14 protein-coding genes are annotated in these 23,518 nt (G+C 53.7%); all 14 read left to right on the top strand.

The genetic code is table 11. The features are described from left to right. The first annotated feature begins 43 nt into the window (after positions 1–43). The 14 genes from QME66_05160 (at position 44) to ftcD (ending at position 23,457) form a co-directional block, all read left to right on the top strand. Entirely contained in the window at positions 44–211 is a 168-nt protein-coding gene (locus QME66_05160) for a Trm112 family protein (GenBank protein ID MDI6808354.1), read from the top strand. Beyond that, positions 189–4,448 carry a type IX secretion system sortase PorU gene (porU, locus tag QME66_05155; GenBank protein ID MDI6808353.1) on the top strand — a complete coding sequence of 1,420 codons (4,260 nt, stop codon included), beginning with the start codon at positions 189–191 and terminating at the stop codon, positions 4,446–4,448. The genes QME66_05160 and porU overlap by 23 nt, the downstream gene beginning before the upstream one ends. Before the next feature lie 172 nt (positions 4,449–4,620). Then, positions 4,621–5,604, top strand: coding sequence for a PorV/PorQ family protein (locus tag QME66_05150; protein ID MDI6808352.1), 984 nt, complete (start codon positions 4,621–4,623; stop codon positions 5,602–5,604). A 6-nt stretch (positions 5,605–5,610) separates the two neighbouring features. Beyond that, positions 5,611–6,432: a hypothetical protein gene (locus QME66_05145; protein MDI6808351.1), complete on the top strand. Its 822-nt coding sequence runs from the start codon at positions 5,611–5,613 to the stop codon at positions 6,430–6,432. Next, the gene (locus QME66_05140; protein MDI6808350.1) at positions 6,410–7,315 is read left to right on the top strand and encodes a hypothetical protein; all 906 of its coding nucleotides are present in this window, start codon (positions 6,410–6,412) and stop codon (positions 7,313–7,315) included. Before QME66_05145 ends, QME66_05140 begins: the two co-directional genes overlap by 23 nt. Beyond that, positions 7,312–8,265 carry an NHL repeat-containing protein gene (locus QME66_05135; GenBank protein ID MDI6808349.1) on the top strand — a complete coding sequence of 318 codons (954 nt, stop codon included), beginning with the start codon at positions 7,312–7,314 and terminating at the stop codon, positions 8,263–8,265. The genes QME66_05140 and QME66_05135 overlap by 4 nt, the downstream gene beginning before the upstream one ends. Continuing rightward, on the top strand, positions 8,246–11,257 hold the full coding sequence (locus tag QME66_05130; protein ID MDI6808348.1) for a hypothetical protein: 3,012 nt from the start codon (positions 8,246–8,248) through the stop codon (positions 11,255–11,257). Before QME66_05135 ends, QME66_05130 begins: the two co-directional genes overlap by 20 nt. Then, positions 11,257–12,924: a POTRA domain-containing protein gene (locus QME66_05125; GenBank protein MDI6808347.1), complete on the top strand. Its 1,668-nt coding sequence runs from the start codon at positions 11,257–11,259 to the stop codon at positions 12,922–12,924. The genes QME66_05130 and QME66_05125 overlap by 1 nt, the downstream gene beginning before the upstream one ends. 335 nt (positions 12,925–13,259) lie before the next feature. Further along, positions 13,260–15,263 (top strand): NAD-dependent DNA ligase LigA, encoded by a 2,004-nt coding sequence (gene ligA / locus QME66_05120; protein ID MDI6808346.1) that lies wholly within the window; start codon positions 13,260–13,262, stop codon positions 15,261–15,263. Positions 15,264–15,331: 68 nt separating this feature from the next. Continuing rightward, positions 15,332–16,660 carry a phosphomethylpyrimidine synthase ThiC gene (gene thiC, locus QME66_05115; protein ID MDI6808345.1) on the top strand — a complete coding sequence of 443 codons (1,329 nt, stop codon included), beginning with the start codon at positions 15,332–15,334 and terminating at the stop codon, positions 16,658–16,660. 58 nt (positions 16,661–16,718) lie between these two features. Beyond that, on the top strand, positions 16,719–18,830 hold the full coding sequence (locus tag QME66_05110; protein MDI6808344.1) for a helicase C-terminal domain-containing protein: 2,112 nt from the start codon (positions 16,719–16,721) through the stop codon (positions 18,828–18,830). 24 nt (positions 18,831–18,854) lie between these two features. Further along, positions 18,855–20,513, top strand: coding sequence for a urocanate hydratase (hutU, locus tag QME66_05105; protein ID MDI6808343.1), 1,659 nt, complete (start codon positions 18,855–18,857; stop codon positions 20,511–20,513). A 105-nt stretch (positions 20,514–20,618) separates the two neighbouring features. Next, the gene (hutI, locus tag QME66_05100; GenBank protein MDI6808342.1) at positions 20,619–21,923 is read left to right on the top strand and encodes an imidazolonepropionase; all 1,305 of its coding nucleotides are present in this window, start codon (positions 20,619–20,621) and stop codon (positions 21,921–21,923) included. After that, on the top strand, positions 21,907–23,457 hold the full coding sequence (gene ftcD / locus QME66_05095) for a glutamate formimidoyltransferase (protein ID MDI6808341.1): 1,551 nt from the start codon (positions 21,907–21,909) through the stop codon (positions 23,455–23,457). The genes hutI and ftcD overlap by 17 nt, the downstream gene beginning before the upstream one ends. Positions 23,458–23,518 lie beyond the last annotated feature (61 nt).

Genomic DNA, 23,518 nt, shown 5'->3' with positions numbered 1-23,518 from the left:
CTTCTCACCGGAAGCAGGTGCCTGGAAAAGAAGGAGGACAAAATTGCTCAGCAAAGACCTTCTTGACATTCTCGTTTGCCCGAAGTGTAAGGGCGATCTTGACTACAGGCGGGACGAAGGGAAACTTCTCTGCCACGGCTGCAAACTGGCCTACAGGATTGAAGACGGCATTCCGATCATGTTGATTGATGAAGCAGAAAAACTCAGCTGAGGTGAGATTCACGGACGTCATGCATCATCGCTTCCCGCTGCTTCCTTGGCCGGCCCTTGTCCTTACCCTCATTCTCCTGGGCACGGGAGACCTCGCCGGTGTGAGTTCGGCTCACGAAACCGTTACCCTTCTGAGATCCAGCCCAGACATCATTGAGTTTGAATTCAATATGGGACAAGTTCAGCAATCTCCGCTCCCGGGCGGCGGCGAGACCGTGACTATCGAGGACTGCAACAATCTCATGAGAAATGGAGAACCGGCGCTTCCCAGGAAAGAGGTGCTTCTCGGCGTGCGGGACGGAAGCTCCATCGATGTTACTTTCTCCAGGCTCGAAACAGCAGACGTCGGGGAGATTGTTTTTGAAGGTGTGAACTCTGATGCGCGCGGCCGGTTCCCGGCGGCTCCGGTTGAGCTGGCCTCAGTCTCTTCTATGAGAAATCAAAGAGTGGCCTCGATCATCATTACGCCGGTGGAATTTGATGCCGGTCGAAAGACGACGGTGCTAACGAAGAGGATGATTATTTCGGTGAGAATGAAAGGTGGAAGAGCTCCTTCTTACTCTGCGGAAAAGGAGCCGCTTGAGTCCATCTACAGCTCGGCTCTTTTGAACTACGAATCGGCAAGGGCCTGGAGGGTCCAAAGGAAAGGCCCGGCGAAAAAGGCATTCTCCACGACCGATTATTTCAACTCGTCCCAGAATTGGGTCAAACTGTACGTCGAGGAGAGCGGCCTCTACGCTGTGACGCCTTCGCTTCTGCGATCCGCGGGAGTCGATCAGGCGGCCGTCGCGGCCATTGACCCAAGCACCTTAAGGGTGTTCTCCGGATCGCTCACGATGCTCGACGAGGCAGCTCTGGACTCCGCTCTTCCTTCATGGATGGATGAATGTGCAATTCTCGGAAGCTACGATTCCGACGCATTTTTTGAGGACGACGAATATGTAGCGTTCTTTGCGCTCAGCCCTTCGGGCTGGTTGTCTGGTTTCTCGACTGCCCAAAGGTCCAGATCTTATTATGAGAACATTTATACCCGCTATTCGGTTCTGTGGCTCACCTGGGGCGGAAGCTTCACGCAGAATCCGCTGCCGAGGGCAATGACTGAGAGATCCGCGGCCGCCGGGGCGAGAAGCGCATTTGAGTCATTTCCGGAGAGAATTCACCTTGAGCAGAACCGGTTCCACGATGCAACTCTTATCCAGGACAAAACTCGTGTCGACAGGACAGTGAAGTGGGAGAAGTGGTGGTGGGAAGTGCTCCACGACACTGATCCGCCCACGTACAAGATCCTCAGGCTTCCCGGCATTGTCGCGTCAACACCGGTGAAATTCCTGGCGAGATTCTGGGGGGAGTCGAACGTTCGTTCATCTTTTTACAACACCCACTACCTGAATCTCATGTGGAATAGTCTTGCGGATACACTTGCCTCTGTGGGATGGAACGGCGGATACAAGGATCCTTCAGCGTCAGGCAGGATTGACATTGTCAGAACGATCGACCCTTCCAGCTTCAGACTTGGCGAGCTCGACACCCTGTTCATGGATATTCCGCTTATCGTTGACCCTTCGCTGCCCTCAGGGATAACAAGAGACGATCAGACTTATCTCGCATTCTTCGAATTCGACTACGAGAGGCAGTTGAAGACCGAATCCAACAGGCTGGGATTCGGTTCAACCGATTCTACCGGTAATGTCACGTATTCCGTCTCCGGTGTGACCTCGGCGAGCGGGGTGCCGCAAGTTTACGCGCTGGATGTTACGGATTGGAGGAACCCGGTGAAGCTGACCGGCATCAGAAAAAATCAGGCCGGGACCGGGTCCTATACGATCGAGATCGACGATGACATGGCCGGAAGCCCAAGGCGATATTGGATCTGTACTTTGGATGGCATGAGGTCCCCTGTGAAGGCCGAAGTTGACGATCCGCCGCTGAACGGGGCAGGCGCAACAAGATGGCTGAGGGCAGCTTCCGAAGCAGACTACATTGTCGTCGTGGGAGACAAACTGAAAAGCGGAGTCGAGCCTCTCCGTTCGCTGAGAAGCAGAAGACTCCCGGGCATCGGCTCGCCGAAGGTTGAAGTGATCACGATGTCGGACATTTACGACGAGTTCGCGTGGGGAATGGTTGATCCGACTGCGCTCCGCAACTTCCTTCGGTTCGCTTATGCAGAATGGCTGAGACAGCCTTCCTTCATAGTCTTCGTTGGTGACGCTACAAGGGACTATAAGGACTTCGAAGGGACTCACATTGAGAATCAGATCCCGACATATCAGAACGGATACGACCAATATACTTCCACTCAGTATGTGACAGACGACTGGTTCGCGCTGATGGACACAGTTCCGACTGACAATCTCCTCGATCTTGCTGTAGGGAGGGTCCCGGCAAAAGATCTGGCGGAGCTTGGAATTCTGCTGAACAAGATAATCACCTATGAGGAATCGCCCGAATCCGGGGATTGGCGAAGCAAGGTAATCCTTGTGGCCGACGACACGTGTAAGAGACAGGAGGCCGACAATCTTGCCTGGACTCACGTGCTCCAGGCCGAACGTCTGAGCATTTACCTTCCTGCTGAATTTGACCGGAAAAAGGTCTATCTGACCGAATTTCAGCAATCGCCTCTCATATATCCAGACCAACCTGTTTGCAAGTTGGATTCAAAGCCTAAGGCGAAGGAGATGCTGAAATCGCTGATCGGCAGCGGGGCGTTGATCTTCAATTTTGTCGGGCACGGCGGGGCTGACCTGCTTGCCGACGAGGACGTCTTCAGAGACATAGATGTCGGGACTTTGACCAATGGAAGGAGGCTGCACCTGTTCATATCGGCATCGTGCGCTGTTGGGAAGTTTGATGAGCCTACGACTGAGGGAATTGGTGAAGCCATTCTGAAGTTCGCAGGTGGAGGTTCTATAGCTTCATTTGCAGCCACTGACCTTGCCTTCCCAGGAGAGAACTCAGCTCTCAACACGTCCTTCTTTGATAACCTCTTTCCTTTGGAGTCATTCATGAATCCCGTTGCATTGGGTGTGGCCACCATGCTGGCGAAGAATCACCTGAGGAGCTCGATAAACAGCCAGAAGTATGTCCTTCTTGGAGATCCGGGTTTGGTGCTTTCCGCCCCTTCGAAACAGGTAACGGTCCAGGTCGCATCGGATTACGGTGACACACTCAAGGCGGGCTCAAGGGCAACGGTATCGGGCGAGGTCCTTCTGTCCGGAACCAAGGACAGCTCTTTCAACGGATTTGTGAAGGTTGAAGTACGGGACTTGGAAAGAAAGAGGGGAATCCTTCCCAACGCGACGTACACCCAAGGTGTTGACTACTATCTTGAGGGCGCGCCAATCTTCAGGGGAGAGTTCCCTGTGTCGGCCGGGAGTTTCAGCGGCAGCTTCGTAGTGCCGGTCGAGCTCACGCCGAGAACCCTGCCGAGGACGCTGGATACTCTTGTAGTCGTCAAACCTGCCAGCGGCAGGGTCAAGGCATACGTCTATGGCAGTGCCGGGGATGGCGTTGGGATAAAATTTCCGACCCAGATATCAATTGAAAAAGTGACCACCACTGATTCCATCGCTCCAACGATTGCTCTTAGATTTGAAGGGAAACCGTGGTGTGTAATTCCGGGGGCAAATGAAACGGATCGGAACCTGGGGCGCGTCCGTCCGGGATCAAAGCTGACTGTCAGGATTTCCGATGAAAGCGGGATGAACATCACCGGGTTGACCCCTTACTACACTATCCACATGAAGATTGACAACGGTGCAGCTGTTGACCTTACCGAGTCGTTTGAGTATGACGCAGGGAGCTCCACTGTGGGAAGCTTTGTCTATTCACTGCCATCGATCTCACTCGGTCCGCACACCATTTCAGTGAGAGCATCGGACAATCTGAACCACAGGAGGGAGGCCGGTGACCTCAATAACCCCATAAGGTTCGCGGTGGTGGACGTTGAGGACATCAAAACTGTGTTCAACTTCCCTAACCCATTCAGCGAGTGGACCGATATCAGCTTTGAGCTTACTCAGCCCTCAGAGGTGACTATCAAGATATTCACGGTGTCCGGGAGGCAGCTTCGAATTCTGAAGACGGCTGGAGAGATCGGTCAGAACAATGTGCGCTGGGACGGACTGGACGAGACCGGAATCAGGGTTGCAAACGGTCTCTACATATACAAGATTTCTGCCAAGGGGACGGCTTCGGGAAAGACTGCCACCTCGGTTGGCAGGGCCGTAATGATGAGGTAAGGACGGCGGCCGGCCAGCATTTTCTTGACCTACTTCCGACGTCCGGTGTAAGATAAGTAGCAGGCTGGATCAAGCATGCTGGCCGCAGGCGGTCATCGCGTGGCCTTGAGGTTGGGGGGCTGTCCTCTAGGGCTGCTCGACCGGATAGGCAGTTGAAAAGAAAGGGATCCGTATGGCAAAGATGGTGATATCGCTGCTATTTCTCGTATTCTTCATTTTCTCTTCCCAGAGCTGCCCGGGGCAGACCAGCGCAGGCGCCATTTCTCTTCAAATTGCGCCTAACGCCAGAGCTGACGGGATGGGAAGAAGTTTCGGCGCAATTGCTGACGACGCCAGTGCCGTCTGGTGGAACCCGGCAGGAATGGCTTTTTTGAAAGGGACAAACGGGTCACTGACTCACATAGCGCTTGTTCCGGACCTCGTCTCCGATGTCTATTACGAGTTCCTGAGTGCCACGACATCTCTGGGTGAATGGGGGGCGGTGGGGACCTCACTTGCATATCTCACGTACGGCAAGAACGTCGCAACCGGTCCGGGCGGTCCCGAAGATGTGATAGGGACGTTTTCACCGTTTGAATTTGCACCTTCGATCGCCTTTGCCTCAAAGTTGAGCAGCGTTCTCGGGATCGGGGTCAATCTTAAGTTCGTTCGTGTTGACCTCGCTCCGGCGTGGGCTTTGCAGGCCGGAATGGGCAAGAGGGGCGCCGGGACTACGGTGGCTGTTGACCTCGGAGCTCTGACAAGACTTCGTTCGGGAAAACTGTGTCTTGGTGCGTCATTTCAGAACCTTGGTCCGAACATAGCGTACGTTGATGAGGATCAGTCGGATCCTCTTGGGAGAAACCTTAAGGTTGGCGCGGCCTATGTATTGGGATTTGGTCCGGCGTCCAAGCTGTTGTTCACCTTTGATTTCAACAAACCTTTTGTCTATGTCGACGACCCTCCGATTTTCAACTACGGGGCCGAGTTCAATTGGAACGACTTTCTTGCGCTCAGGGCGGGCTATATAGATGAGGGACTCACTGGAAGCACGGTCGTTGGACCAACATTCGGGATTGGGATCATGTACGGGAGGCTTAGGTTCGACTATGCGAATGTTACCCAGTCCAAATTCCTCGAGAGGGCGTCCAGATACTCTCTCACGGCGAAGTTCTAGAGAATAGTGCGTTCTCATTTCCTCTTTTTGTTATCTCTGCTCCTCCTGGTTTCCTGGCAGGGAAGCTCCTTCTCTGCCGGGAGGCTCATTGCACACGACAGCTACCTTGTGCCGGCAGCGTCTCACGCGTCAATTGAGTCTCAGGGCTCGATGCGGACGGTAAGATACCGTGAGTCTGTGCTTTCCCTGAAGCATGAGTTTGCGGCACAAAGGGCTATCAAGAGGGAGGAGAAAAAAGAGGAGCAGGGGGAAGAGCAGAAGAGTAAGGAGGCAAGGACTCCGCCGAATCCTGGAGGTGCACTCTTCCTTTCCCTGGCGATGCCCGGAACAGGCGAAATCTATGCTCAGCGCTCTGTCACAGGCAGAAGTCTTGTGTTCTGGGGGGTGGAGGCCGTTGGCTGGGTTACATTCTTCTCGTTCAGGGCGAGCGGAAAGGCGGAGGAGAGAGAATATAAGCGCTTTGCCGACGAGCATTGGGACTGGGCCAGATACCGGAACACAGTGAGTACTCCCGATGACACTCTTGCCAGCGAATTCCTGGGGGAACTCTATGAGAAGGACAAAGGGGAGTTCTATGAGGAGATTGGGAAGGATAACAGGTTCATTGCCGGCTGGGATACCAGTCTGAGCAGAACCACGTATCTTTCGAGAAGAGACAAGAGCAATTCCCTCTTGAGGACGGCGAGGTATGCGACGATGGGCCTTCTTCTTAACAGAGTCGCAAGTGCGCTTGATGCATTGATCCTTGCAAAGAGGGGGATGTCCTTAAATGTGAGTGTTCATCCTGCAACCGGAGAAGGAAGGATTGCGCTCAAGAAAACTTTCTAGTCTCTTCTTCATCTTTTCTGTCTTCACGCTCGCGGGGTTTTTGTATTCTGCTGCGAGCGGGACCTCTCACCTTTGTCCTCTCCCCGGAGGGGAGAGCCCCCCTCACCTCTATCCTCTCCCCAATGGGGAGAGGATTGTTAAGGGTGGGGACGGAGCAGGCATCTATGCGGTCTCGCTTGTGAATGTGTCGCCTCAGGATGAGAGGCCGATTGCTTTCCTGGGGCCAAAAGAGGGGATGAGCCGGAATCATTCTGGAAAAGCGTCCAGAGAGAAGATTTCGATTCTCGTTTCTCTCCTTATCCCGGGCGGTGGGGAGTACATTCTCGGAGAGAAGGACAGGGCTTTTGTTTTTCTGGCCGCTGAAGGAGCAGTGTGGCTTTCATATGTCGTATATCAGGTCCAAGGGGGCATGAGAAAGGATAGCTACACTAATTTTGCATCTATGTTCGCAGGCACGAATGTCCACGGGAAGTCTGACGACTACTACAGGGCACTAGGCAAGTACTACAGAAGCGATCCGGGTCCCGGAAGTTACAATGAAGACATAAGAAGAGACGCAAGGTTCAGGTACCCCAATGACAGAGAGGCACAAGAAGAGTACTTGAGAACAAACGGCTACTTTAGAAGCGATGGCTGGGAGTGGGTGTCAGACGAGAAGATGGCCGAATATTCAACGCTGAGAACAAGCAGCGTTCGCGCATATCACAATGCAAAGCTCGTGCTCGGCGCCATGGTTCTGAACAGAATCTTCAGCGCCGTGGACGATGCCCTCATTCTTTCAAAAAAAACACGCGATCCCGGGAGGGAAGGTCCCCGGGCTTCTGTCACGTTTTCCGGGGCTCAGGGACTTTCCTTCCGCGTGTGCCTTGAGGAGCGTTTTTGAAGTGTAGTTGTTTTGTCTCTCTCCTTGCCATTGTTTTGAGTGGATGTCTCCCATCAACCGGCCGTTCCCCCTTTCTGTCAACTGCCCGCGAAAGCGGAAAAGTCCCTCAAGGGACGAGCTTTCTTTTCGATCTAGGCAGTATGTCGGGGGAAGTCAGGATTTTCGAGTCTCCCCAGGCAGTTGACGTTGACCCTGCTGGAAATCTTCTGGTTGTGGATGGAAGAGGACGGAGGGTGGAGAAGTTCGACCGGAAGGGAAACTACATCGGTGAGCTTGCGAGCGGCAGCGTTTTCTTCAGTCCAAAGGACGTGTTTTCTTCCGGAGAGCTTGGAATCTACGTTCTGGGATCAAGAGAAGGCATAATTGAGCTATATGACATGAGGGGAAGATTCTCAAAAGACATAAGTCCGGCACTTTCCTCCGAAGGACGGCCGTATTCGTTCGAGAGGATTGCGCTCGATTCCTCAGGCAGAATATACCTTACAGACAGGGCAGGGGGACGCGTGCTGCTTCTTACCACGACCGGAGAGGTTGTGAAGTCCTTCTATCCCAGCGACCTGTCAAGTGAGTTTCATCCGTCTGGTCTTGCAGTCGGAAAAGACGGGGCAGTGTTCGCCTCCGATCCGGTCAGCGGCCTGATAATCGTTTTTGATGCGATGGGCGGGACTATTCAGAGCTGGAAAACGGGAGAGGGCTCGTCGAATATTTCAGGAATTGCCGTTGACGGCTACGGGAACCTGTTTGTTGCAGACTGCGGCAGCGACAAGGTGTTAGTGTATTCCAGAGAGGGTAGGCCGGTGCTTTCCATAGGCACCCGCGGCTCAGGGCCTGGGTCCTTCAGATGTCCTATTGACGTTGCCGTTTCCAGCGACGGTATGTTGTACGTTGCCGACAAAGGGAATGACAGGATTCAGGCATTCAGGGTTGATTATGAACCATCTCAGAAGTAGCGTACTTCTGGCCGGCGTCCTGGCACTGCTCGTCTCGCCTTTGCCTGTTCGGGCACAGGAAGCCAAAGTGATTCTGGGCAAGGCCGAATCCCCGTTGTCCTACAGGCTTCCGCACGACTTCATCTTCCTTGGGAGCGAAAAGGTATATGTTCACGATTCTCTTCTGGTCAGGGGAAGAGACTACTCGGTCGACTATTCAGCCGGCATGCTGCATCTCGCGCGGCCCGTTCCCGGAGAAGACAGTCTTCTAGTCACCTATGCACATCTGCCATTCTATCTGGGGAGGGAGTACAGAAGTGAAACACAGCTGACGTCGGCCCAGGATAGTGCCGATCAGCCCCACAGAAAAAAGGAGAGCCTCAGGGAAAACAAATCCGACGAACTGTCTTCATTCTCAATTTCCGGTTCGAAAGTGATATCGCTCGAGGCCGGTTCGTCCAAAGATTTCTCTCTCAAGCAAGCTCTCGACCTTCGAGTCGGCGGAAGGGTGAACGATGTCGAAATCGCGGCAGTCCTTTCCGACAGAGATTCGCCTGCGGGTGGAAATGGATTGACCGAGGAGCTCGGCGAGCTTGACAAGATACTGGTGGAGGTGCGCTCCAGGTCTTCCTCGGTCCTGCTCGGGGATTACGACGCTTCCCGCGACGAATCCGGCTTCGGAGACTTTTCGCGCCAACTCCAGGGCGTACGAATTGCAACCCAGGTGAATTCATCCAGTCTTAACCTCTCCCTTGGCTCATCAAGGAGCGAGTTTCTCTCCAAAGAGATCTTTGGAGTGGATGGGAAGCAGGGGCCGTATTATCTGATATCAAGCAGTGAAGGCAGCCTGCGGCCCGGCTCTGAAAAGGTATTCCTGGATGGTGAGAGGATGACACGGGGAGAAGGGGCAGATTACTCGGTAGATTATTATCGGGGTGCCATTACGTTTCAGCCTCGCAGAATCATTGGAAAAGATTCAAGGATCCTGGTGGATTTCCAGCTTCAAAGAGATGGCGGAAAGAAAGGCTTCGTAGGAACTGTTCTTGAGCACGGGGAGAAGGGCGGGAAACATTTTTCTGCTGCTTTCGTGCAGGAGACGGAGCACCCTCTGACGCCGGCAAGTAGTCTTGAGAAGGGAACACTCCCCGGGGCTCAGGCCGATTCGGTTTCCGACCCTCCAGCCGCGGGCCAGTCGGCTCTCTCCCGCTCACTTCTTCAGCTTGGAGCGGAGCTTCCGGTAACGAACTCAGCGGTTTTCAACTTCGAAGGGGCGGTTTCGAGGAAGGGAACAAGGGGTGTGAACAGATATGATTCCTATGACGGGTTTGCCTTCAGGACGGGATCACATTTGAAGAAGGAAATTGGTGTTGGGACAATGAATATGGGCGAGCTCGAATGCGGCCTTTCGCTTAAGAAGGTTGAGGATTCGTTCTTACCTTTCGGCAGGGTGAACGAGGGATTCAACGAGATTTCGTGGAACGGTACGAAGGAAGAATTGTCTTCCGGGGGAGTGACTTCTCTTCTCAAACTCAATTACAGGCCGGTGAAGACCCGCGAGCTGAGTTTTGAGCGGGGAGGCCTTTCGGGCGGAAACGATTTTTCTTCGAGAAGAAATCTCTTGAGCTTCACTTCCACCGGGAATTCCACTTTTGGCGGAAGATATGAAGGTGTCATTTCGAGTTTTCCGGGACGCGCTCCCTCGGAGAGAACGACTCACGGGATGAACACGACGGTCGGCTTGGGCAAGGTGAGACCTTTCGCCTTTTACGAACGGGAAGCTTCTTCGGGGGGAAACCGGTCGCCGCGATTGAGGGAGGAGTACAGCTCCGGGGCAAACGTTAGGTTTGGAGATGTGGCATCCTTTGAGCTGAGGGGCACGAAGAAAGATGAATTCACGAAGGAAAGCCAAACCTGGAGCGGCATTTCCTCCAGAGTCACGGGGCTGTTCTCGTTTGATTCGGCTCCGACAAGGGAGCTTAAGGCATCCGGCAATATGAGCCACACGGTTTACAGAGAAACTGCGAAGAGCCGGCACTCGCTAGGACAGTTGAATGTCGGGTATGATAAGGACGGCATGTTTGAAGGAAAACTCCGTCTCGAAGGTACCAGGAACGGATTCCTCACCCTGAGGCGGGATTTGGTGTTTGTCGGAGTGGGAAAGGGGAACTTCGACGTAAATGGAAACCCGGTTCCGGGCGGCGACTACGAACTGAGCCAGAGCCGGAGTGATGACAGCACAGTCGTCACATCTGTGAGGATGGCTCTCAATACTGATTTTTCTCCATTCAGGTGTCGCGACAAGAACACGGCCTCGTGGCTGTCCAATATTTTCTGGCGAAACAGCATCGAAACAATCAGACAGGGAAGCATGTCGGTTTTCCAGATTGGCGGCTATGATGGGGTTCTTTCTGGAGAGACGAGAGTCAACGAGGAGATCGAATTTGCGCCGGGAAAGACTGGCTCATTCGCAGTTTCATTCTCAGGCAGGGAGGCGTTGAGCTGTATCTCGGGAGAAAATGAGGTTGAGAGGGAGGATAAGTACGGCTTCTCAGTCGGAGTTCTGCGCTCCAAAGCCAGGAGGGGCGACATCAGGTACTCGAGCTCCTCGTACCGGATGTATCTCGCGGGCGCATCGAGGAAAAACCTCGTCTCACGCACGGAGAGGACTGTCGGATCGGAATTCTCATCGGCTCTGTCGTCCAGGACGGTCGCCAGGATTCAGTCTCAGGTCGGGTCGGTCCAGGACGCAGGATGGGATTCGAGCAGGCGAAGGATTCAGGTCACACCGAGCCTCGTGTATTCGGATCCGGGAAAGGTGAGGATAGAAGGCAGGGCGGGATATGGGAATTATGGGACGAGCTTGTCCGACACGGGAGGCAGGTTCTCTTATCTTCTGCTCATCGAGTCTAGAATGGGTTCTTCGACAATGGTCTCCCTCTCTCTTGACGGCAAGATGCGAAAGGGAGAGCCTGTTCAGCACACGGGCCGTATGGAAGTGAGGGCGTTCTTCTAGTGAAACTGGGATTTTTTGCATTGATATTCGTTGTCATCGGAATGCCGGGAGTTTCCTATGCCCAGGACATTGCCCTGAGGGGCGGGAGCGCGTTTCCGAAAGATGAGATACTCAGAGTCCTTGCCCTGAATCCGACCGGCCCTTACTCAGAAGCGGAACTCGATTCGGGAAGGGAACGGCTCGTTCAATTCTGCAAGCGGAAAGGATATTGGGATGCGAATGCAGTGATCTTTCTGGAAGGCGAGAACTTCCTCTTGAGGATCGATGAGGGCGAGCCGGTCAGGTTCGAGAAAGTATCCTTTCTTGGAGAGATGGAGGTGCGTGAAAAGGAGCTGGCGGACTCCTTTCCGCTGAGGAAAGGTGATGTTCTTGACGCGGACAAGGTCGAGAGCGCCCTGAGAGAAACAGTATCGTTCCTCAATGAGAGAGGCTTCCTGAATGCGACAGTCAGGCCTTCCGATTTCATAGTTAATGGAAAGAAGGTTCAGTTCACGGTTGGAGTGAAAGAGGGATCCGTTTTTCACGTCGGAGAGGTGACGTTTTCGGCCAAGGCGTCTCCCAGGACTTCGTTCCTGCGCAGGGAATTTGGAGTGAAGCATGGCGCCATATTCTCCTACTCAAAACTCAGGCAGGCGGAAGAGAAGTTTTCCAGGAACGAACTCTACGTTCAGAGCGGTCCGTCAGTGGTGAACCTTTCGAAAAACGGACCTTATGCTGATATATTCGTTCCGGTTGCCGAGAAGCCGGCAGGGGCCTTTTCAGGCGGCATTGCCTTCAGGAGGGCGAGTGAGCGGCCCAGCGGCTACCTGAATCTCTTCCTTGGAAACATAGCCGGAACCGGGAGGAAGCTCAGGGCTGGCTGGAAAGGGAACAGTTACAGCGGCAATGAGCTTTCACTTAGCTATGTCGAACCCTGGCTTTTGGGTTTTCCCTTCTCGGGAAAGCTGGGTCTGACCGAACGCGCTATCGGCCAGGAATTTTCCAGGATCACCTTCTCTCTTGGTGTTGAGACCGCGTTTTCATACCGCACGAAATGCGCCGTTTCGGTCGAGAAAGAGAAGACGGTTCTGGGCGAATTGACCGGAAGGAAAAATGAGGCAATCTCCGTGATTTCTGAAGCAGCGGTGGATAGAAGGGATTCTCCTCTTTCGCCCCGCTCCGGATTTCTGGCGGCTTTCCATTTGTCCTCAAGCGAGAAGAGGGAGCTGGGACTGGTAAGACCATCCCCGGACACGTGGCAGATGAGAGCAGTGGATACGAACTTAGAGTACAACGTCAGACTTGGAATGAAACCCACTCTCTGTTCACGAGTTAGATATCTTGGGGTATCTTCAAACGGCTCGCTCCTGGCGTATGACCTTCCCTCCGTTGGCGGTGCGAAGAGTCTTAGGGGTTACAGGGAAGACCAGTTCAGGGTCAGGCAGGGGCTTGTGGCGTCTCTCGAACTGCGGTTTTTCAGCGGGAAAGATGGGAACCGGACCTTCGTATTCGTCGATTCGGGACTTCTGGAACGAGGTTCGGACGACAGAGTGCTTCGCGAGGTCGGCTACGGAGCCGGAATAAGGGCAAACTCGGGACTGGGCGCCATCGGACTTGATCTCGGATTCGAGAACGGGAGGCCCATCTCAGAGGCAAAGATTCATTTCACCGTTCAGGAGACTTTCTGACCGGTTCAGACCTCGGAGGTGGCAAGTGAATTCCGACCGGGAGCGCGTAACGAGTACCGCCTCGCAGACCGCCACACGAATGGCATGCGGAGTTGGGTGGCGAATGAGTCTTTGCTGGCTCCGCTTCGGAATGACCCATCTAATGGGTCGCCAGGCGGGGAATCCTTACCCCTCCCAGCCTCTGAAGGGCTGGGTATCCCCACCTTGCTCCCCAAGATGGGTTCCCATCCCTCCCGCGAAAGCCAGCTCACGGCTCATCGCCACCGTAATTGCTGGGTTGAGGTCGTGCGGTCACCAACCACTTCTCCGAAATGGCGGAGGCGGAGTATGTTCTTATGACATCTGAAGAAGCGAAGAAGAGAATCAACGAACTCCGGACTGTGATAAGACGTCACGACAAGAAGTACTATGTGGATGACGACCCGGAGATCTCAGACTATGAGTACGATAAGCTCATGCGGGAGCTCATAGATCTTGAAAAATCATTCCCTCAGCTTGTGACGCAGGATTCGCCCACTCAGCGCGTAGGAGGCGAACCTATCCAGGGATTTGTGACCATAAAACACACTCTTCCGATGCTCAGCCTCGCAAACACTTATTCGGAGCATGAGCTCAGAGAGTTTGATGAAAGAACTAGAAAACTCGCCGGCCGGGGGGACATCGAGTATGTAGTTGAGCTCAAAATTGATGGGGTTGCCGTAAACCTCAGGTATGAGCAAGGTGTCCTGAAACTCGGTACGACCAGAGGGGACGGTTTCTCGGGGGATGATGTCACCGGGAATCTGCGGACTGTCCGCTCGGTCCCTCTGAGGATAGGAGACGGCAGGGAAGCTCCCGAGCTTGTCGAGGTGCGCGGCGAAATATATTTCCCGAAGAAAGAGTTTGTGGAGCTCAACAGGAAGAGGGAAGAAGAGGGGGAGAAGCTCTTCGCAAACCCTAGAAATGCGGCCGCAGGATCACTCAAGCTTCTTGATCCAAGGCTTGTCGGGGAGAGACCGCTCCGGCTCTATGTCTATCTTCTTGTGAACGCGCTTGAGCTTGGGATCGATACGCAGATCGATGCGCTCGCCTTCATGAAAGGTCTCGGATTGAGGGTGAATCCCAACGTCAAGCTGGCAAACGGGATTGATGAGGTAGTCGAGTACTCGAGAAAGTGGGAGGAGGCGAGAACCCGTCTTGACTACGAGATAGACGGGATGGTGATAAAGGTTAACTCGCTTGCCCTGCAGAAAGAGCTCGGTGAGACTGCGAAAAGCCCGCGCTGGGGGATTGCATACAAGTTCACTACGAAGGAAGCGACTACGAGGCTCACCGACATAATCGTCCAGGTGGGAAGAACCGGTGCCATCACGCCGGTCGCCGTGCTCGAGCCGGTCGAGCTTCTCGGAACGACTATTACGAGAGCGACGCTGCACAACGAGGATGAGATAAAGAGGAAGGACATCAGGAAAGGGGATTGGGTGGTGATTGAAAAAGGGGGAGAAGTCATTCCCAAAGTGGTCCGTGCCCTGAAGAACAGGAGAACCGGTAAGGAAGAGCCCTTCAGCATGCCCCAGAGTTGTCCTTCGTGCGGTTCAGAAGTCGTAAGGTCTGAAGAGGAAGTTGCGGTGAGGTGTGAGAACGTGGCGTGCCCGGGGCAGCTCCAAAGACGGATAGAGCACTTCGCAAGCAGGCAGGCCATGGACATCGAAGGACTTGGTGAATCGACCGTTTTTCTTCTTATTTCCGAAGAACTTCTTAAGGACTACGGAGACATTTACTACCTGAAAAAGGATAAGCTGAAGGAGCTGGAGAAAAAGGGAGAGAAATCTGCGGACAATCTCCTCAAAGCCATTGAGGACAGCACGAATGCGTCTCTTGCAAGACTCGTCTTTGCTCTTGGAATCAGGCATGTCGGGTGGAGCGCGGCGAGGGACATTGCCGGAGAGTTCGATTCGATTGATGCCATTTCCAAAGCCGAGACTTCGGATCTCATGAAAGTGCCCGGTGTCGGACTTGAGATTGCCGGCAGCATCGTTCGATTCTTCGGAGATCCCAGGACAAAAAGAGTGATTGAGAAGCTCAGGAAAGCCGGCGTCAGGATGGAAGAGAAGACAGAAAGAAGGAAGACTCCTCTTTCCGGAAAGACGTTCGTGCTTACGGGCACGCTTAAATCCTTCACCAGAGAAGAGGCAGCGGAAAAAATCGTCTCCCTGGGCGGCAGGGTCTCGTCCTCCGTAGGCAAGAAGACAGACTTCGTCGTTGCCGGAGAATCCCCCGGTTCGAAATACTCAAAGGCCGCAGAGCTTGGGATAAAGATCATGAGCGAGGAGGAATTCAAGAAACTCTCCTCTCATTGACCTGAGATGAGCGTGTTGATAATATCTTTATCCGCAGGAGGTCGTTGAGAAAGGGGTTGTGGAAGATCATGACTCAAATAGAAAAGGCAAGAGAGGGGATTCTTACAGACGAAGTGCTGAGGGTCTCGGATGAGGAAGGCCAGGACGCCTCCACGCTTGTCAAGAAGGTTGCATCCGGGAAGGTTGTGATTCTCAAGAACAGGATGCGGGATGGAATGAAACCGGTCGGAATCGGCGGCGGCCTCAAGGTGAAAGTCAATGCGAATATCGGGACCTCGTCCGACGCCTCTTCTCTTGAGGAAGAACAGGAGAAACTCCGTGCCGCACTCAGCGCAAAGGCAGACACGATAATGGATCTGAGCACTGGCGGGGACCTTGGATACATAAGAAGGGAGCTTCTGAAGAAATGTCCTGTCCCGCTGGGCACCGTTCCCATTTACGAAGTTGCCGTCGAGAAAGTGAAGAATGGAAGCTCGATAGTGAAGATGTCCGGAGATGAGATTCTAGACACTATCGAGAGACAGGCAAAAGAGGGAGTGGATTTTGTAACGGTTCACTGCGGAGTGAATCTTCAGACCATGGAGAAAACGCGTTCGGCCAGGAGGGTGGCTGACGTTGTGAGCAGGGGCGGCGCTTTTCTCCTGGAATGGATGTTCTTCAACAAGAAGGAAAATCCGCTCTACGAGAGATACGACGAATTACTCCAGATTGCCAGGGAGTATGAGCTGACACTGAGCCTCGGCGATGGTCTGAGGCCCGGGGCGATAGCAGACGCAACAGATACTGCGCAGGTAGGCGAGCTGCTCGTCATCGCGGAACTGGTAAGAAGGGCAAGGTCGAAGGGTGTTCAGACAATGGTCGAGGGGCCTGGCCATGTTCCGCTTGATGAGATAGAAGCCAACGTCCGCCTGGAAAAGGAACTTTGTGATGAGGCGCCTTTCTATGTGCTCGGGCCTCTTGTCACTGATGTGTGTCCCGGCTATGACCATATTGTCAGCGCTATCGGCGGCGCACTGGCCGCATATCACGGGGCAGACTTCCTCTGTTATGTAACCCCTGCAGAACACCTGAAGCTCCCGGATGCGGACGACGTCAGGGATGGAGTAATAGCGTCAAGAATAGCAGCCCATGCCGCAGACGTCGCCAGGAGGAATCCTGCGGCGATCGAGTGGGACATGGAGATGTCGAAGGCCAGGAAGAATCTTGACTGGGAAAAAGAGTTTACTCTTTCGATTGACCCGGAAAAGGCCCGAAGACTGCGCGGCTCAAGGCCGCCCAAGAATCCTGAACTCTGCACGATGTGCGGGCAGTTCTGCGCCATGAAGCAAGTGGAACCTGTCCTTGGGAAAAAGGGAGAGCTGAAATCTTACGGCAAGGCCCACGCACCCAAGAAATGATATTCAGGCCTGAACTTTTCTTTTGCCAGACTGCAGAATCTGTACGAATGTGTCCCTCATGAAATCTTGCGGCGGAAGGGTCAAAGGCGGGAATCACCCAACCTTCGAGGATGAAGTCAGGCAATTATTCTCCAAGAACGGCCCAATCTCGGAAAGCTTTCCTTCTTATGAAATCCGTCCTGAACAGATCGAGTATGCCACTGAGGTGGCAAACCTTCTTGCCGAAGAAGGCATTCTCGTTGTCGAAGCCGGGACCGGAGTTGGAAAATCCATTGCCTATCTGATCCCATCGATATCCTGGGCAGCCAGAAACGGCAAGCGTGTGACGGTTTCGACCCACACGAGGAACCTCCAGAACCAGCTGATAATCTCCGACATTCCTCTCGCCAGAAAAGCTCTCAGTACAAGCGTGTCGTATTTCTCTCTGAAGGGAAAGGCAAATTACCTCTGTCTGAGGAGATGGGAGGAGGTCAGGGAAGGTTCTCTTTCTCTGGATGCAAGGGACAGTGAAGCTGTCGCCTGCGTTGAGGAGTGGCTTGGGAACGTCGCCGTGAATGAGGCACCCGACCTTTCCTACCCCGGAGCAGGGAACTCGGCTTTGTGGTCAATGGTCTGTGCCGAAGGCCTTAACTGCAATGAAGAGGAATGCGATTTGAGAGAAAATTGCATACTGATGAAGGCCAGAAGAAGAGCTTTTCAGGCAACCGTGCTCGTCGTTAACCATTCGCTTCTCGTGAGGGATTTTGCCCTTGGAGGGGGCTATCTGCCCGAAAGAGATTTCCTGATAATTGATGAGGCGCACAACATTGAGAAAGTCGTCACTGAGGAGCTTTCGGTCTCTCTCGGCAGGGACGAGCTGAGAAACCTTGTCATAAGGAGCATGGGAAAAGGAAGAAGCGGCGGAATGATCAGGAGGATCAAGAAACGCCTGCGCTTCGGCAGAGGCAGAAAGGGGAAGGGAGGGGCCCTGGAGAATATTTCAAGTTCGCTTTTTTCCTTTTCCGAAGCCCTGGATGTGGAACTTGAACAGATTGAGACAACCTTCATTCCAAATTTCGAGCTGGAGAGAAGGGTGAGATATGACGAATCGCTTTTCTCTCCGGGAGGAAAAGACACGGTAGTGGGAATGGCAAACATGTTTGCTCCAGTTTCAGCAAGTTTTCAGGAGTGTGAAAAACTCATTGAGGGAATGGACGAACATTTTGCCGCCCGAGCCCCTCTTCTTGAACTCAGAGCGCTCCAATTCCAATGGAGCACTATATTTGAGAACTTTCTGTTTCTGTCAGATCCGTCCAGGCCTGAGTACGTGTACTGGGCAGAGTGTCAGAGGGGAGGAACACTTGCACTCAGGGCCTCTCCATTGAGTGTCTCTGAGAAAACCCGCATGCTCTTCTCCGGGACGGCTCCGAGGAGTCTTCTCACATCCGCGACCATGACCGTGGAAGGAAGTTTTGACTACTTCACGGCGAAAGTTGGACTTGGCGGAGGAGAGACAGGGAAGACCGTGCTTCTCGGGTCACCGTTTGATTACGAAAAAAATGTTTTCTTTGGCACGGCCAGTGATTTTCCTGTGCCGGGTGAGAACGACGGAATCGAGGCTGCCATAAGAAGCCTGGGAAATCTTCTTTCAGATTTGCAGAGGAATGCGCTTGTTCTTTTTACGTCCCACGATTCGCTGAGAAGATGCTATTCTCTTCTAAAGCATTCCTTGGACCGCGAGGGAATTCAGGTTGTGGGCCAGGGAATCGACGGGACCGCGTCCGAGATTGGCATGCTCTTTCGGGACAGCGGGCCAAGGGTCCTCCTCGGGACATCGAGCTTGTGGGAAGGCGTGGATTTTCCAGGAGAGGAACTTGAGCTGCTCGTAATAGCGAGACTCCCATTCCCGGTCCCCAAGGATCCTCTTGTGGAGGCAAGATGCGAGAGGCTGATTTCTTCGGGATTCGATCCTTTCCTGAGTCTCTCACTGCCGGAGGCAGTCACAAGGTTCAGACAGGGATTTGGAAGACTGATCAGAAGGAAGGGAGACAGGGGGGCTTGCATCGTGCTTGATCCGAGGATAACTACGAAAGCATACGGAAGAGCTTTTGTATCATCGGTCCCATCAGAGCTCAGAGTGTTCAGAAGAAAAGAGGATCTCTTTGACAATGTGAGGGACTGGTTTTCGTGAGACCAGAAGGAAAGGGTGCTGGAGATGGATAAGGCGATCGGGAAGACCGTACGGGCTCCAAGGGGCACCATCCTTTCATGCAAGGGATGGCATCAGGAGGCCGCGTTGAGAATGTTGATGAATAACCTTGATCCTGATGTTGCCGAGAAACCGTCTGAGTTAATCGTATACGGCGGAACCGGAAAGGCGGCACGGAATTGGGAGTGCTTTGAGAAAATCGTTGACTCGTTGAGAAGGCTGGAGGGAGACGAAACCTTGGTTGTCCAATCCGGGAAAGCCGTCGGCGTATTCAAGACTCACGGCGAGGCCCCAAGAGTTCTCATCTCAAACGCAATGATTGTCCCGGCATGGGCAACGAAGGAGAACTTCTGGGAGCTTGAAGCCCGTGGTCTGACAATGTACGGCCAGATGACGGCTGGAAGCTGGATCTACATAGGGACTCAGGGAATTCTTCAGGGGACGTATGAGACCCTTGCAGAGCTTTCGAGGCAGCACTTTGGCGGCAGTCTTGCTGGAAAGATCGTTCTTACGGCGGGCCTCGGTGGAATGGGGGGCGCTCAGCCGCTCGCGATAACGATGAACGAGGGAATATGTCTTGCCGTTGAGGTTGACCCTGAGAAGATAAGGAGAAGGCTCAGGACAGGATACTGCGAGAGAATGACGGAGAAGATGGATGAGGCCTTGAGTCTTGTTGAGGAGGCAAGGACGAAGAAGATTCCACTGTCTGTGGCGCTCCTGGGGAACGCGTCGGAAGTCCATCCTGAATTGCTGAGGAGAGGATTCCGCCCGGATGTTGTTACGGACCAGACCTCTGCACATGATGCACTGTTTGGGTACGTTCCCGGCGGCATGACTCTGGAAGAGGCTCTTTCTCTCAGAGTTGCGAAGCCCGCTGAGTATGTAAAGCGTGCGATGGAGTCAATGGCAGTTCATATGCGAGCGATCCTCGACTTCAAAAAAAGCGGCACAGTTGCCTTTGATTATGGGAATAATCTCAGGGGGCAGGCGATGGAAGCAGGAGTCACGGACGCCTTCAGCGTTCCCGGATTCGTCCCGCAGTACATAAGACCGCTTTTCTGCAGCGGCAAGGGGCCTTTCCGGTGGGCCGCCCTGTCCGGAGATCCGGAGGACCTGTGGAAGACAGACGATGCGCTTCTTGAGGAGTTTCCGAGGAATGAGGCGCTCTCGAGGTGGATAAGGCTCGCAAGGGAGAGAGTGAAATTTCAAGGACTCCCCGCCAGAATCTGCTGGCTTGGGCTTGGGGAGAGAGCTCAGTTTGGATTGAGACTGAACAGGATGATGAAAAAAGGCGAGATCACAGCGCCGATCGTCATAGGAAGAGATCATCTCGACTCGGGTTCAGTTGCCTCCCCAAACAGGGAGACCGAGGGCATGAAGGATGGGAGCGATGCAATTGCCGACTGGCCCATACTGAATGCTCTCCTTAACGCGGTTTCCGGGGCGTCCTGGGTTTCTGTTCATCACGGAGGGGGAGTCGGGATAGGAAACTCGATTCATGCAGGCATGGTCATCGTTGCCGACGGCGCAGAATCAACCGATGCACGGCTTGCCCGGGTCCTCACAAACGATCCGGGACTCGGAGTCGCACGGCACGCCGACGCCGGTTATGAGGAGGCCGTGAACTGCGCCAGAGAGAAAAATGTCAAGCTTCCGCACTTTTGACCATCGCGACCGCCGCAGGAAATTTTGGAGCGCGGCGGCCGGAGAGATGACAAGGCTGCCATATGTCAAGGGCACCGAGCGATCGCTGACTTATCAGGAGGAAGATTGGCCGGGAACCGAAAACGCATCGAAGCCGACACCGTGATCTCGGAGGCAAAGGAGCTTCTCACGCTATCAGCGAAGAACGGTTCCGGTGAGCTTGGGTTAATACGGACCGGCACCGTTGCCGGGAAAAACGGCAATATAGTTGCAGTCGGAGAAAGCAGCCTGCTCGACAACGAGATCCTGCTCTCGAAGAAAGGGAAGTGGATCGACGCGAAAGGGAAGCTGGTGATGCCTGGGTTCGTCGATTGCCACACGCATGCGCTTTTTGCCGGATCGCGGGAAAAAGAGTTTTCGATGAGATTGCGCGGCGCGAGCTACATGGAAATCAGAGAGAAGGGATACGGAATAAGGGAAAGTGTAAGGCAATTCAAAAATGCTTCCGATAATGAAATCAGGACATCAACATTGAAGAGACTTGAGAGGATGCTCATCCATGGAACGACATCGGTTGAGATAAAGAGTGGATACGGACTCTCCTTTGATGACGAGCTAAGGGCTCTGAGGCTGATACGGGAGGTCGGTGAGCTCTCAATCATCACCGTCGTAGCGACTTTCCTTGGAGCACACGATGTGCCGCAGGACTTTGAAGGAAGAACGGGGTCGTATGTCGAGCTTATCACGCAAGATCTCATCCCTGAAGTGGCAAAGAGAGGACTGGCGCAATTCTGCGACGTCTTCTGCGAAGAAGGCGTTTTCTCCGTAGATGAGTCAAGGACTGTGCTTCTGGAAGGGATACGGCACAATCTCAAGCCGAAGCTTCATGCGGACGAGTTTTCGGACTCGGGCGGTGCTCTTCTCGCTGCAGAAGTAAGTGCAGTGTCGGCAGACCATCTTATGTGCACAGGAAGAGCTGGGATGGAGAAACTTCTGAGCGCGGGTGTAATTCCGGTTCTTCTGCCGGCATGCTCTTTCAGTCTCGGCAAGGGGAAGTATGCAAACGGCAGAGAGATGGCTGATATCGGTCTTCCGGTGGCTCTTGCGACTGACTTGAATCCCGGCAGTTCGATGTGCGAATCCATGCAGATGGTTATCTCCCTTGCATGTGTCGGGGTCGGTCTCACACCGGAGGAGGCAATCGTTGGGGCGACCAGGAACGCCGGCCATGCCGCAGGACTGGGGCGGGAAGTAGGAACACTCGAGCCAGGGAAGAAGTTTGACTGCATCATTCTTGACGTTCCTTCGTTTGAGTACATCCCTTATCACTTTGGCGGCAATCATGTAATTCATACGATAAAAGACGGTAAGGTTGTTGCTTCGTATGGAAGATTGGAAAAAGGAGAGGGGGCACATGAGAAGGCTCGTTGAGTGCATTCCGAACTTCAGTGAGGGAAAGAGAAAGGAAGTCATAGACTCGATCGCCCGCGAGATTCTGGCCGTGCGCGGGGTTAAACTCCTTGATAAGGAGATGAACGGCGACCACAACCGCGCGGTGATGACATTTGTCGGTCAACCCGAGGAAGTGAGAGAAGCGGCATTCAGGGCAGTCAAGACGGCGACAGAGCTCATAGATCTCAGAACCCACAAAGGCGAACATCCGAGAATGGGCGCAACCGACGTGCTTCCCTTTGTCCCGATAAAGGGCGTCTCCATTGACGAGTGTGTCTCGCTGGCAAAAGAAGTTGGCGGAAGAATCGGGGAGGAGCTTGGTGTTCCGGTCTTTCTTTATGAATTGGCTGCCACGAGGCCTGAAAGGGAGAATCTGGCGGATGTAAGAAGCGGAGAGTTCGAAGGCTTGAGTCTTGAGTTGGGCAAGAATCCTTTGAGGAAGCCCGACTTCGGCCCGGATAGCATTCATCCGACCGCGGGAGCACTCGCCGTTGGAGTGAGGAGGCCGCTTCTGGCATTCAACGTGAATCTCGGAACGCCGGATATCTCCGTCGCGCAGAAGATTGCAAAGGCAGTGAGGTTCAGAGACGGAGGCCTCAAATACGTGAAAGCGCTCGGTTTTGAACTGAAGGAAAGAGGCATAGTCCAGGTTTCGATGAACCTCGTGAATACGTGGGGGACTCCGATTCAGAGAGTCATGGCTATTGTCCGTTCGGAGGCTGAGAGATACGGTGTGCCGGTCGTCGGCACTGAAATCGTCGGACTTGTTCATTTGGACCCGCTCCTTGACGTTGTCCAGCATCACCTCTCACTGGAGAGCTTCTCGAGAAAGCAGATAGTTGATGAGAGGGTTGCCGAGCTTATGGAAGACGTGCCTGGCGCGGTAAGAGACTTTGTGGACAACGTGTCATCCGGCACGCCCACGCCCGGAGGCGGGGCGGTGTCGGCGCTGAGCGGATCTCTTTCATGCGCCCTTCTCATCATGGCCGCTAACCTCACAATCGGAAAGAAGAAATACGAGGCCAATTGGGAGGAGTTAAGGGGTTTGAGGGATGAGCTTGAAAAGCTCAAATCCCGATTCATTGACCTGGTTGATGAAGATTCCAAAGCTTACGAGGATCTCGTTGATGAAAGAAAGAGGGCAAAAGCAACGCCGGGAACCGAGGCAGATGCGAGAATTCGTGAGGCGACTCTGAATGCCGCGAGAGTTCCGCTTGAGACAGCAAGACTCTCTGGAAAGGTCCTCTCTATTGCCGAGAGAGTAGCCTACACCGGCAATCCAAACCTGGCCAGTGACATCGGGGTTGCGTGTGAGCTCGCCATCACCGCATTCAAAGGCGGCAGACTAAATGTATTGATAAACATTGCCGATGTTACAGGAGGGGATGTGGAGAAAATGATTGACGAGCTCAAGCGCCTGGAAGAAGGCTCCAGGGCAAGTCTCAAGATCGCAGTCGGGAAAGTCGAATCACTTGTGTCGAAGGAGAGTCTGAGCGGAAAAGCAAGCTCCTAGTGTGCGGTCCCAGAAATAACTTTACGAAATGCAGGGCGTTTCATAAGGCACACTGCCAGGG

Source organism: Candidatus Eisenbacteria bacterium, assembly GCA_030017955.1.
Classification (GTDB): domain Bacteria; phylum Eisenbacteria; class RBG-16-71-46; order JASEGR01; family JASEGR01; genus JASEGR01.
Note: the sequence above shows the minus strand (reverse complement) of the source record. Positions and strands in the feature narration are given on the sequence as shown.